Source organism: Deltaproteobacteria bacterium (assembly GCA_016178705.1).
GTDB lineage: Bacteria > Desulfobacterota > Binatia > HRBIN30 > JACQVA1 > JACOST01.
Genome location: JACOST010000031.1, coordinates 332170 through 344447, shown reverse-complemented (window position 1 = coordinate 344447; position 12278 = coordinate 332170). Strand labels below are relative to the sequence as shown.

Sequence of the window (12278 nt, the reverse complement as noted above, 5' to 3'; positions counted from 1 at the left end):
GTGGGTCCGGTCGTACGCGCGTGTCTGCGCCTCGGCATTGCGGCCACGGCGTCGTTGCTATTGGCGCTGCTGGTGCTGATGTTCCTTTTCGATACGCCTGCGGTCGGGCGGTGGTTTCTCGCGTCGGCAGCGCTGGCGGGACTGAGCTTCGCCGCCGCGCTGATCGCCTGGCGGTTGGACGCCCGAGCGCCGTCGGCTGGTGAGTAGCGATGCTGCTTCTCCAGCGCCTTGGCTGGGCCGTCGTCATTCTCTTCGGCGTCAGTGCGCTCACCTTCGCGCTTTCGTTCCTGGTGCCGAGCGACCCCGCGCGCACCGTAGCCGGACCGAAGGCCGACCGCGAGACGCTGGAGTTGATTCGGCACGAAATGGGGTTGGACGCGCCCGTGCCCGTGCAATTCGGGCGCTACCTTGCGCGACTAGTCCGCGGCGACCTGGGTCGCTCCTACGTCACGCGTGAGAACGTGCGCGATGCGATCATCGAGCGGCTGCCGGCGACGCTCTTTCTCGCCCTCAGCAGCCTCGCCCTCGCCATAGTCGTTGGGATCGCCAGCGGAACCCTCACGTCACTGCGCGTTGGCAGCGGCGTGGATATCGGCGTGTTGGTGCTCTCGCTTGTTATTCTCTCAGTCCCGGTTTTCTGGCTCGGTATTCTGCTGCTTGATGTCATCGGCTATCGCCTCCGCTGGTTGCCACTGGGTGGATTCGGCGGTTTGCGCTTTGTCCTGCTGCCCGCGAGTGCCCTCGCATTGCGGTATGCGGCGTACTACGGGCGAATCGTTCACACCAACATGCGGCAAGTAGTGAACGAAGACTACGTGCGCAGCGCGCGGGCGAAAGGACTCGGACCGGTGGCGGTGTATGGTCGACACGCGTTGCGCAACGCGCTCATTCCGGTCACGACCCTGGTCGGTTTGGATTTCGCCGGCCTGATGGGTGGCGTCGTGCTGACAGAAACCGTCTTCAACTGGCCGGGGCTCGGGCGTTTGGCCGTCGACGCCGTCTTCAATCTCGACATCCCAATGATCATGGGCACGGTTCAGTTCAGCGCGTTGCTGGTAGTGGTCGCCAACATGCTGATCGATCTTCTCTACTTGGTGATCGACCCACGCATACGGTTGTCCTCATGAGCGAGCCCCAGAGCGAGGCGCAACAACGGCTGGCGTGGATCGGCGGCGCGATGGTGCTGCTCATCGCGCTGGTCGCGCTCGGTGCTCCGTGGCTCTCGCCGTACGATCCCGTGCGGGCGGTGGCGGACAGCTTCGGCGAGCCGTTCGCGCCCCAGCCCGGCCATTGGCTCGGCACCGATGAGTTGGGTCGTGACGTGCTGAGTCGATTGATCTACGGCGCGCGCGTTTCCCTGATCATTGCCGGTTCGGCCACCCTCATTGCGATGAGCGTGGGCACGGCGGTTGGCTTGCTCGCCGGCTACTTCGGCCGACATGTCGATACGGTGCTGATGCGGTTGACCGACGTGGTCCTCGCGTTGCCGGATCTGCTGCTCGCGTTGGCTCTGGTGGCTATCATCGGGCCGGGCCTGATCTCGATCCTGATCGTCATCGGTTTGGTGAGTTGGTCCGGTATCGCACGGACGGTGCGTGCGGAGGTGCTCACGCTGCGCGAGCGCGACTTCATGCTGGCCGCCAGTGCGCTCGGCGCGCATCCAACTCGCATCATTGTGCGGCACCTGTTGCCCAATGCGCTCCCGACGATCATCGTCATGGCGGCGCTGGCCACCTCGGGGGCGATCGTGCTCGATGCGGGACTGAGCTATCTCGGACTCGGCGTGCCGGTGCCAACACCGAGCTGGGGTCGCATGCTGAGCGACAGTCAGATCTTCTACCGCACGGCCCCCTGGCTCATGCTCTTTCCCGGTCTCGCGATCGTGTTTGCGGTGGTCGGGTTCAACTTTCTCGGCTACGGCCTACTCGCACGCTTCGAGCGGAGGAGCGCGTGAGCGTGCGCGCGCTGCTCTGCCTGTTGACTCTGCTGCTCGGCTGCAGTCGGGGCGCGTCCACCGAAGTGCCTGCGAGCTTTCTGCGACTCGCCGGCGTGGATGAGGTTCCGACTCTGGACCCGGCGCTGGGCTACGACACGACGTCGTGGTTCTTCGAACAAATGCTGTTCAACACACTGCTGGACTACGACGACCACGGCGCGCTGATCCCGGAGTTGGCGCGTTCGTGGGTCCGCAGCTCCGATGGCCTCGTCTACACTTTCGATCTGCGTGACGACGTGCGCTTCAGCAACGGCCGCGATTTGCTCGCCGCCGATGTGAAGTTCTCCGTTGAACGCGTGCTGACGCCGGGAACGCGATCCCAAGGCATCGAGTTCTTCACCACGATTGCCGGTGCCGCAGACTTTGTGGCTGGGCGCGCCGGCGAAGTGAAGGGCCTCCGTGTGATCGGCGAACACCAGCTACGGATCGAGCTCGAACGCTTCGATCCGTTGCTCTTGCACAAGCTGGCCCTGCAGTTTGCCGCTGTCGTACCGCATGAGGCGGTGACCAAATGGGGCGAAGACTTCACGCGCCATCCGATCGGCAGCGGGCCGTTCGTCTTGCAACAGTGGTCCACCGGGCAGCGTCTGCTGCTGGCGCGCAACCCGACGTACTTCATGTCGGGATGGCCGCGACTCGAGGGCGTCGCGCGTGCCGTCGGCCTCAACGATCAGCTCGCGTGGTTCAAGTACGAAGCGGGGGAGTTGGATGTCACTTCAATTCCACCGCCGGAGTTCCCGCGCGTCAGCCGCGATCCACGTTACACGCCGTTGTTGCGCAAGGAGACGTCGCTGCGGACGCAATACCTTGGGCTCAACTGTGAGGTCGCGCCGTTCACGGACGTACGCGTGCGCCGCGCGATGAATCACGCGATCAATAAACGCAAGCTGCTCCGCCTTATCAACGATCGCGGCGTCGCGGCGACGCGCATCTTGCCGCCGAACATGCCGGGCTACGATCCCGATGTGCCGGGATATGATTTCGATCCGGTCCGAGCACGCGCGCTGCTCACCGAGGCGGGCTACGCGAGCGGGGTGGAGACGACGCTGTGGGTACGTTCCGACGAAGACAGTCGGCGCCTCGCGCAATCAATCCAACAAGATCTCGCCGATGTCGGGGTTCACGCAGAGATTCAACCCATCGCTTGGGGTCCGTTCCTCCAGGCGGTGAAGACGCCGTCCTTGGTGCCGATGTTTCTCCTCGGCTGGGAGGCGGATTTTCCTGACCCGAGCAATTTTCTCGAAGTGCTGTTCCACTCGAAGAACCGTGGGTCGAACAACGATGCGTTCTTCAGCGACGCCGAGGTCGACGTCTTGCTCGATCGCGCGGCGCTTACCGTGGAACCGGCGGAACGGCTGGAGCTGCTGCAGCGGGCGGAGCGGCTGATCCTGGCGCAGGCGCCATGGGTGCCGTTGTATCACCCAGTGGCATATCAAGTGGTGCTGCCGCGGGTGGAAAACTTTCGATTGAACCCGCTGCGGCCGGCGCGACTCGACGATGTTTGGGTTTCGGACGGCCCTTCCGAGGTGTCGGCACCGCCTCAACTTGGCCGGCCCGCATCTTGAAAATCAGGTCAGCGACCCGTTGCGCAGTTTTGAGCTTGGCACCAAGCTCTTCGTTCCGTCGCTGGACTTCAGTCACCTGCGCGCGCAGCGCCTGGTTCTCCGCTTGCGACTCCTGCAGCGAGGCGACCGGAACTGCGACCTGACTCGCACGCGTCTTCGCCAGGGTTAGCTCTTCTTGCGCGCCTTTGAGTTCCGTCTGCAACGCCGCTTCGCGTTCGCGGCTGGCGGCGAGGTCACGGTTGGCGCTGGCGATGATCTCGTCCTGATGCGCCTGCAGCTCCACGAGTCGCTTTTGCATCTCCGCATCGAGCGCGGGAGCATCGGCGGCAGGGGCGGGGACGGGGACGGGTTGCTGCTGCAGCGTTGCGAGTTGCGAAGCGAGTCGCTCCCGTTCGGCACGCTCGTCAGCCAGGCGAGCGCGAAGCTGATCGATCTCGTTGTGCGCTTGCTGCAACCCCGCGTTGTCGGCGGGTGGAGCAGCCGCGGCCGGCGCAACGGCGAGGGGTGCGTTCGAGGTCTCCGCTTTGAGCTTCGTCAGCTCCTCCTCGACGCTCTCTCGCCGCCGACGCTCACTCGCAAGATTCTCCTCGACGGCTGCCAACTGTTCGCGGGCAACCTTGGCGTCGGCTTCGACTTTGGCGAGCATCGCGCGGGTCTCTGTGGTGTCCGCCGCGGCCGGAGCTGGGGCAGGGGCGCCACCGCTGGCTACGCTGAGACGTGAGATGGTGCTTTCCATCTCTCCCGTGCGGGTTTGCAAACGGCCGACCTCGCGCTGCAGCACATCGACCTGCTCGTCGCGTTCGGCCAAGCGCTCCCGCAGCAGCGCGCTCTCTTCTTCTTGGCGTCGCGCGACCGCAGTGAGATCTTCGGCGCCAGCAGCCGCCGCCACCGGTGGTGCGGGTACCGAGACCGCGCCGGTGGGGCTCGGCGGCTGCGTGATCGCGCTGGTGGTACAACCGCTCGCGCTCGCCAGCGTGGCCACTAGCAGCACGCGGATTGGACGGCTCATAGGTCGTTCGCGCATTGCGCGCAGACTATAAACAACGGGGCGGGGTTGTCTAGCTCAATTTGGTAACGCGACTTCAGCGAACGCGGTGGAGCAGGGCGCCCCAGCCGCGTGCCAGTAGCGATAGCACGCTCTCGATCGGTCGAAGACGAGCACGCTGGAAGAACAGGTTCCAAAGCGCGGCGTGTGCACGCACAGGTTGTTGGGTAGGCCGTCGCCGCGTGGGTCGAGCGGCGTCGAATGGTCGGCCAAGATCGGCTGTAGTGCAGCTCGCAGGTGCTCCGCAGTTTGATCGACCGACACGGCCTCGAAGAGACGCGCCGACTTGGCGATGCGAGGGCAGGTGGGATCGTTCAATTCGAGGTTGGTGAGCAGATGTACGCCGGCGGCCAGTGGCGTGATGGTGATGCCCTCGTGACCGTTGTGCGCGACGTACGCTTCGCGCGGCGTTGCCAGCAGCAAGTTGAAACCGTTGTAGCGCTCCGCCGGTTCGGTGCGAAGCCGTGCGAGTGCGCTCTGTGGCGAGCGACACTGCAGCACCTCCAGGGCGAGCAATCCACGCGACCGCTTGGACGGATCGACTCCAGCCGCACCGGCCGGAGTGCGGCGATTGAGTAGTCCGACCACCATCCCGGCCTGGTTGAGACCGAGCCACGTACCGCCGGCAACCAGGTCCTGGCCGGCAACGACCCACGGGTTATGCGCAATGACCTGCGGCGCCGTCGCGGGGCGCTCATAGAGTTCGTCCCGATTGGCGGCCACCACGAGTGGGTAATTGTCGAACCGCTGCTGATACAACGCGAGTGTGCACACGCGTCGGATTATATGGGCCGCGTCGTCCGGAGACCAGCGGCGACGCCGGTTGCACCGCGGCGTTCGTGTGTGTTAGCGCGGTCCACTCTCACCTGCTGATCATGCTGGTCATTGCGGCTTCGCTCCTGCTTTTCGCGCTGTTCGTGTCGCCCGGGGTGTGCGCCGTTGGCTTCAGGTCGATCGGGCGATCTCGCATGGAAGTACTAGCGGTCGCCTTTGCTACGTGGTGCCCCCTCGTCTTTGCCGATGCGTGGCACGTAGATTGGCGATTGGCCGCGGTCCTCCTCCTAGCGTGCGGCAGTTGGGCTGGGCGCCGTTGGTTGCCGGAGAACACGGCACCACGACCCACCGTTGAGTTATTGGTAGCGATCCTCAGTGTCACCCTCATCACCTTTGCGGCGCAAGTGGCGCTGACGTACCCAGACTTCATTCCGCGCCAGCCCACCCCGTGGTACTACGGCGGCCTAGCCGAGCAAACCGCAACGGCCGGTGGGTATCCCGCGCGTTCGCCCGAGTGGGGAACTGACGTTCGCTTCCTGCTCGACTATCCCTACTTCACCTCTCTGGGCGCGGCGGCGACGCGTCTGCTTCGTGTCTCGCTGCCGTTGCCCCAGCGGATGGAAGCGTTTCGGCTTTTTGCCGTCTTGCTCGTCGCGTGGTCTGCGGCTGAAGCGACCTATGCGCTGACGCGCAGGATCGCATGTGTATTCGGCGCGGGCGCGTTGCTGTTCTCGGTGCACATCGCCGGCAAGCTTGCGGGGTACCGTCCGGAAGCCTTCGCCTATGCGCCGCTGTTTGCGTTGTTGTGGGTGTGCTGCGAGCGGCTGCTTCCGCTCCGGTCGGATGCGGGAGACCGTAAGGGTAGGGAAATCGCCGCGAGCGGCATGGCCATCATCTTTCTGCTGATCTGTCTCCTAAGCCACGGAATCGTGGCCGCGGCCGCGGTCGCGGCGCTCGCGCCGCTCGCGCTCGTATCCGGTGTCGTGACCGGGCATCTTCGCTCAACGGTGCTCCGTGCGGGGACGATCATGGTCACGAGTCTCTCACTGTATGCGGCGGTCGATCTCGCAATCAATCGGGAGCTGACCCAAATGGGGAATGCCAGTGCACCGCTGAGCGTTAACCTGCCCTCGGGCGATCTCACCTTCGAGTTCTACCGGCTCTGCGACGACTCTGGGGAGACAACCGCAGCATCGGCGCTGCGACGGTTGACGACCAAGGTTTTGCCTACGCGGTTTGCTATCAACGACCGCGTCAAACCCGCCTGGGTGCTGATCGCGAGCGTTGCCTCGCTCGCGGCTGGCCTCCTTAGGTCGCGGTCGCGTGGGCCGAGTCTGTGGCTCGTGCTCTGGGCTGTCGCGCTCGGGTGCGGCGGTGCCGCGTTCCTGGCATTCTGGGATACCTACGTCCCGCAGCGAATCGCCTCGGGGCGGCTCTGGCCGCTTCTCGCGATGCCGGTGTTCTTGGTCATAGCGATCGCTCTTGGCGAATCATGCGATCTGATGGCCCGCCTGTGGCCGCGACTACGTGCATCGCCGCGCGGCGTCGCCCTAGGTGGCGGACTGCTTCTGATGGGGTCGCTTGCGAGTGGTGTTCTCATCCCGTCGGCGCGTTTCGGTCTGCGTCCGGAAGACTACGCGCTTCTCAGCCGCGCACGTTTCACCGCGTCAGACGTCGTGCTGACAAACGCATTCGCCGAAGGCAGCGTCCCCACGATTACGGGAGGCAATCCCTTCGCCGGCGGGGTCGCAGCGTACAATAAGGCTGCGGCACTGCTCCAGCACGCGGTCGATCACTTGAGGGAGGCCCGTAAGTTTTTGCTCCAACCGAGTCGAGATCAAGCGTGCGCGCTGGGGTTCGATTATATTCTGATCGCGCGAAAACCGGAGGATCTCGCAGCAGCTGCCGTCTTCCCAACCGATACCGATGCGTTACAGCGTGCGTTCACTCGCATCGATCAGACCCCAGACGGAGCGCTGCAACTCTATGCGACGGATTGCCACAGTGGCCGACCCGAGGCGGAGAGCGACTCGCTCGCTGCGCATGGGCGCGCACGACTGTAGGAACAGGAAGGCGTGTCCACTCGCGCCCAATTCGTTGTGTTGAGGAAGACCGTATGTTACCGTCCGCCTCCGATTGTTCAACAGACGGGAGACGGCATGTTCGCCAGCATTGAGGATGTCATCGAGCGCTTCGGGCAGCAGAAGTACATTTGCAGTCGGCGCATCGCAACCGTCGTGTACCTGGCGAGTCGTCTCGGCAAACCGATCTTGGTGGAAGGTCCCGCCGGCGTGGGAAAGACCGAACTGGCGAAGGTGATCTCGGCTGCGCTGGATCACGAACTGATCCGATTGCAGTGTTACGAAGGACTGGACGAGGCGAAGGCGCTGTACGAGTGGGAGTATGCCAAGCAGCTACTGTACACCCAGATACTGAAGGACAAGATCAGTGAGGTGGTCGGCGCCGCCAAATCGCTCAAGGACGCCGTCGATAACATCGCCAAGGAAGACGACGTATTTTTCTCCGATCGCTTCATCCTGCCGCGCCCACTGCTCAAGGCGATCTCCGCGCCGCATCCGACGGTGTTGTTGATCGACGAGATCGACAAGGCCGACACCGAGTTCGAAGCGTTTCTGCTCGAGATACTGAGCGACTTCCAGGTCAGCGTTCCGGAGCTGGGTACGCTGCGCGCCAAGCACATCCCGTTCGTGATCCTGACCAGCAACAACGCGCGCGAGATGTCCGACGCACTCAAGCGGCGCTGCCTGCATCTGTACATCGACTTCCCGCCGATCGAGCAAGAACTCGAAATCGTGCGTCTGAAGGTCCCCGGCATTAGCGAGTCTCTCGCGCAACAGGTGGTCGGTGCGGTCCAGCGCATCCGCCAAATCGATCTGAAGAAGATCCCGAGCATCAGTGAGACCCTCGACTGGGCGAAGGCGCTGACGCTGCTCAACGTCACGCATCTCGACGCCGCCCTGGTCGATGATACGTTGAGCGCGATTCTCAAATACGAAGGTGATATTCGCAAGGCGCAGGACGAACTGAAGGAATATCTGCAACGCCAGAAAGCGAAGACGCCGGCGGCTGAGCCGGCTGGTACCGCCAAAGACTTCTTACACTGAGTTCGGCGCGGCCTGAGCGCGCCCACGCCATGGACGACAAGATCCTCGAGTTCACCGCGCTGCTCCGTCAAAACGGATTGCGGGTGTCGATGGCCGAGCACATGGATACCTTCCACGCGCTCCAGCTCATTGGCATCGAGAATCGCGTCCTATTCAAGGATGCGCTGCGCGCGACCATGATCAAGCGCAACGTCGACATCGCCCCGTACGACGAGCTGTTCGATCTCTACTTCACCGGACTCGGCGAGATTATCAAGGCCAGTACCGAGGCGACGCAAGGGGCGATGAGCCTGAGCGACGCGCAGTTGCAGGCGTTAATGGATCAGCTCTCGCAACTGCTGCAGGATATGGGCGTCGAGCTGTCGGAACTGGCGCAAGCGCTGCTCTCGAACAACACCGGCCAGTTGGAGAAGATGCTGCGCGAGGCGTCGGACCAGGCGCGCATCGGCCAGATCGAGCGATCGTTTCAAGAAGGGCGCTACGCCCACAGTTTGGCCCAGCAGCTAGGTCTCGGCGATCTCACGCAAGAGCTCGAAGCCTTGCGCCAGCGCTTGGCACAAGCCGGACTCGACCCTGACCTCGCCGAGCAGTTGCAACGCTTCCTCGAGCGCCGGCAGCAAGATCTCGGCGACATCATCAAGCGCACCGTGCGCGCCGAGCTGGCGAAGCGAGACCAGTCGCTGCGCGAAAACGAGCGCATGCGCAGTCTCGCGGAGAAGAGTTTCTATTATCTTTCCGAAGACGAGATCCGGCGCATGAAGGAAGCCGTTGCCAAGCTTGCTCAGCGGCTCAAGAACGTCGTTGCGATCCGCCGCCGGCGCGCCAAGCGCGGCAAGTTCGACGTCAAGGACACCCTGCGCAAGAATCTCCAGTACGGTGGCGTGCCCTTCAAAATTCAACTCGACCGCAAAGTCCGCGACAAGCCGCAGGTCATCGTCTTGTGCGACGTGTCGGACTCCGTGCGCAATGTGTCCCGCTTCATGCTCCAATTCGTGTACTCGTTGCAGGACCTGTACTCACGGGTACGCAGCTTCATCTTCGTCAGCGAGATCGGTGAGATCACCCACCTATTCGAGGAGCAGGAGATTAGCGAGGCCATCGATCAGGCGCTCACCGGCAACATCATCAATGTCTTCGCGCATTCGGACTTCGGTCGCGCCTTCCGGAGTTTTCATCGCGATCATCTCGCCGTGGTCAACAACAAGACCACCGTTCTGATCCTCGGCGACGCGCGCAACAACTACAACCTCCCGCACGAGTGGGTGCTGAAGGAAATGCAGGCGCGCGCCAAACAAGTCATCTGGCTCAATCCGGAGAACAAGATGACGTGGGGATTCGGCGACAGCGAGATGGATCGCTACCTGCCGTTCTGCGATTTGGTCGAAGAGTGCCGCAACCTCAATCAACTCTACAAAGTCATCGATCATCTGGTCACGTAGTCGCGGAAAAAGGGATTGACCTCACCGAATCTTTCTGGGCAGAATGCCCACATCGGTGAGGGCAGGTGCATGGCGCGCGACGAAGCAGTGCTGATGAGTGTCGGCGGACTGACCCTCGACCCGGTTACGAAAACACCGATCGTCATCCTCAAGGACCCCGACAACAAATTGAATCTTCCAATCTGGATCGGCCTGCTCGAAGCCACGGCCATGGCCACTGAGCTGGAAGGGATCAAGATGGCGCGGCCGATGACGCACGATCTGCTGCGCACGGTCATCGGCGAGTTGGGCGGCAGCGTCGAACGAGTCGAAATCACTGATCTCAAGGACAACACCTACTTCGCGGTGATTCATCTGTTGGTCGATGGTGGCAGCCGCCAAATCGACTCGCGTCCGAGCGATGCGATTTCGCTCGCGCTGCGCACCAAAAGTCCGATCTACGTCGCCAAGCACGTGCTCGAAACCTCAAGCGTGGTGCAGCAGATGGACGAATCCGCCGACACCAATCTGTCCAACGTCGCGCGTGACAAGTGGGGCGAGATTCTCGAAAAGATGACGCCCGACGACTTCAAGTACAAGATGTAACGCGCCGGGCGCCCGCCGGCCTCGACTCGTCCCTCCGCTTCCGGTATTCCCCTCGACACCATGGCACACACGGCTCGTCTTCGACGCAAGGACCTCAAGCGTCCCGATGAATTTCTCACTCTGACCGGGTACGCCCTCACCTGGGCGCGCGCCAACCAACGCACCGTCATCATCATAGGCGGTGCGGCGCTGGTGCTGCTCATCGGCATTTCGGCTGCGATCAGTCAGCACCGGACCACAAACCGCGAAGCCAACGCCGACCTGGGGCGGGCGATGATCGCATACCGTGACGCCAAAGGGGCAGGGGGCGCCAATCAATTGAGCGACGTAGCGCGACGGTGGAGTTCTGCGCCGGCCGGCGCTTTCGCCAAGTTGCTCGCGGCCAGTGTAGAGTTGCGGCGTGACAATGCCGATAGCGCACTCACTAGCCTCCACGAACTCGGCGACGACCGTAGCTTGCCGCCGTATTTGGTCCAGCAAGCCGTGCTCGGCGACGGCTATGCGCTGGAGGAAAAGAACCAGTGCGACCAAGCGATCGCGAAGTATGCCGCTGCGGCTGCGATCGACGGCCCTTACGCAGCGCAGGCGCTGCTGAGTCAAGCACGCTGTCTACAAACGACGGGACAGGGCGACAAGGCGCACGAGCTGTACGAGCGCATTCGCAAGGACTTCCCGGAGGTGGCGAGCCGCGAGCTGATCGAGGGCAAGCTGCCCGCCAATCCGTAAGGGGACACACTAAAGTTCCACGATGCCGAGAACCAGATAGCAGCCAAAGCCGATCACCCTAAGGCAGCCCCCGGCGACGACGCGCTACGCGAAGGTTTTTGCAAGGTCGACCAAAAGACGTTCGATAGGACGTTGCGAGAGGCATCAAGGCACCGGTAACTCGCAGTGATTCGACTTCATGGTCGATGCACTCCGATAGCGAGGACTTGTCCCTGTGCGCGCTTCTTCCATCTTCAAACCCGCGTACTTCAACCTGAGCAGTTCGCGGAGCGTGTGCGCGCGATGGTAGTGAATGTGCACGCGGCTTGTTGAGTAGAGAACTCCAGACAACAGCGAGCGCTCAGCGTATCCACTCCCGCGCTTAAACACCTGTTCCCGAATCGCTCGGTAGCACTCGTACGCGAGAATGTCTGCAGCCTGAGTGGGAACGCATTCATCGTTCGTGTCGAACAAAAGATTTCCAAAGTGGACGCCCCAACTACGAGTGTGGACAAGCCGATCATAGTTACGGATTGCCCGTGCCTGGATTTCCGCGTTGCGATCACAGATGCAAACGATTTTCTCGCCCGGCGCGAGGGTTAGGGTGTTGCGATTGAGGAAAATCGATTCCAAACAGCCCTCCAAACAGAGAACATAGGGCTTCCGAAAGTCCCATTTCGCGGAGCGTCATCAGGGACCATGAGGTTGCAGTAGTCCTCCACGAACACCGACAGGCTGATACCAAGTGCCACCCGGAAATTGATGATCTGCGCCAGCCGCGCGATCAGCCGATCTGCCTTCGTGTCATCCCATCCCGCGAACTGCTTTACGCGGTTTTCAAAATCGGCCATGTGAAACTCGGTGATGCCTTCAGCGCGAAGCGCAGCGTTCCAGTCCGCAGTGAATTTCTCCCAGCGTGCCGCACTCGATACGTAGCACGCGAGCGTGAACACACCTGATTTCGCATCATGCGTCCCACTCTCGTCGAAGTAGGCAACGAACACGGAGTTGCCTCCTTACGTCCGCGCCAGCCATGCAAGCCGC

The 12278-nt window shown here is 62.6% G+C and carries 12 protein-coding genes; 10 read left to right on the top strand and 2 right to left on the bottom strand.

From position 1 onward, the window contains the following. The 5 genes from HYR72_24695 to HYR72_24675 all read left to right on the top strand — a co-directional run bounded on the left by HYR72_24695 (nt 1) and on the right by HYR72_24675 (nt 4282). Complete coding sequence (locus tag HYR72_24695; GenBank protein ID MBI1818192.1) at nt 1–207, top strand: hypothetical protein; 207 nt, start codon at nt 1–3, stop codon at nt 205–207. Nucleotides 208–209: 2 nt separating this feature from the next. Further along, nucleotides 210–1127 (top strand): ABC transporter permease, encoded by a 918-nt coding sequence (locus HYR72_24690; protein ID MBI1818191.1) that lies wholly within the window; start codon nt 210–212, stop codon nt 1125–1127. Continuing rightward, nucleotides 1124–1954: an ABC transporter permease gene (locus tag HYR72_24685; protein MBI1818190.1), complete on the top strand. Its 831-nt coding sequence runs from the start codon at nt 1124–1126 to the stop codon at nt 1952–1954. The genes HYR72_24690 and HYR72_24685 overlap by 4 nt, the downstream gene beginning before the upstream one ends. After that, on the top strand, nt 1951–3561 hold the full coding sequence (locus HYR72_24680; GenBank protein MBI1818189.1) for an ABC transporter substrate-binding protein: 1611 nt from the start codon (nt 1951–1953) through the stop codon (nt 3559–3561). The genes HYR72_24685 and HYR72_24680 overlap by 4 nt, the downstream gene beginning before the upstream one ends. 175 nt (nt 3562–3736) lie before the next feature. After that, nucleotides 3737–4282, top strand: a complete 546-nt coding sequence (locus tag HYR72_24675; GenBank protein ID MBI1818188.1) for a hypothetical protein — start codon at nt 3737–3739, stop codon at nt 4280–4282. Nucleotides 4283–4624: 342 nt separating this feature from the next. On the opposite strand, the gene HYR72_24670 is transcribed toward HYR72_24675, so the two are convergent. Continuing rightward, complete coding sequence (locus HYR72_24670; protein ID MBI1818187.1) at nt 4625–5380, bottom strand: NRDE family protein; 756 nt, start codon at nt 5378–5380, stop codon at nt 4625–4627. Nucleotides 5381–5574: 194 nt separating this feature from the next. On the opposite strand from HYR72_24670, the gene HYR72_24665 reads away from it, so the two are divergent. From HYR72_24665 to HYR72_24645, 5 genes are all read left to right on the top strand, one after another. After that, complete coding sequence (locus HYR72_24665; protein ID MBI1818186.1) at nt 5575–7443, top strand: hypothetical protein; 1869 nt, start codon at nt 5575–5577, stop codon at nt 7441–7443. Nucleotides 7444–7539: 96 nt separating this feature from the next. Beyond that, complete coding sequence (locus HYR72_24660; protein MBI1818185.1) at nt 7540–8505, top strand: MoxR family ATPase; 966 nt, start codon at nt 7540–7542, stop codon at nt 8503–8505. Between the two features lie 29 nt (nt 8506–8534). Then, entirely contained in the window at nt 8535–9944 is a 1410-nt protein-coding gene (locus HYR72_24655) for a VWA domain-containing protein (protein MBI1818184.1), read from the top strand. A gap of 69 nt (nt 9945–10013) precedes the next feature. Then, a complete protein-coding gene (locus HYR72_24650) occupies nt 10014–10529 on the top strand; it encodes a bifunctional nuclease family protein (GenBank protein ID MBI1818183.1) in 516 nt (171 codons plus the stop codon). 60 nt (nt 10530–10589) lie between these two features. Continuing rightward, nucleotides 10590–11255, top strand: a complete 666-nt coding sequence (locus tag HYR72_24645) for a hypothetical protein (protein MBI1818182.1) — start codon at nt 10590–10592, stop codon at nt 11253–11255. Nucleotides 11256–11833: 578 nt separating this feature from the next. On the opposite strand, the gene HYR72_24640 is transcribed toward HYR72_24645, so the two are convergent. Further along, nucleotides 11834–12238, bottom strand: a complete 405-nt coding sequence (locus tag HYR72_24640; protein ID MBI1818181.1) for a hypothetical protein — start codon at nt 12236–12238, stop codon at nt 11834–11836. Nucleotides 12239–12278: the final 40 nt, after the last annotated feature.

Bases quoted from the DNA above. Each gene is read 5' to 3' on its own strand.
- HYR72_24690 (MBI1818191.1), top strand. From the start codon at position 210: ATGCTGCTTCTCCAGCGCCTTGGCTGGGCCGTCGTCATTCTCTTCGGC.
- HYR72_24685 (MBI1818190.1), top strand. From the start codon at position 1,124: ATGAGCGAGCCCCAGAGCGAGGCGCAACAACGGCTGGCGTGGATCGGC.
- HYR72_24665 (MBI1818186.1), top strand. From the start codon at position 5,575: ATGGAAGTACTAGCGGTCGCCTTTGCTACGTGGTGCCCCCTCGTCTTT.
- HYR72_24660 (MBI1818185.1), top strand. From the start codon at position 7,540: ATGTTCGCCAGCATTGAGGATGTCATCGAGCGCTTCGGGCAGCAGAAG.
- HYR72_24655 (MBI1818184.1), top strand. From the start codon at position 8,535: ATGGACGACAAGATCCTCGAGTTCACCGCGCTGCTCCGTCAAAACGGA.
- HYR72_24650 (MBI1818183.1), top strand. From the start codon at position 10,014: ATGGCGCGCGACGAAGCAGTGCTGATGAGTGTCGGCGGACTGACCCTC.
- HYR72_24645 (MBI1818182.1), top strand. From the start codon at position 10,590: ATGGCACACACGGCTCGTCTTCGACGCAAGGACCTCAAGCGTCCCGAT.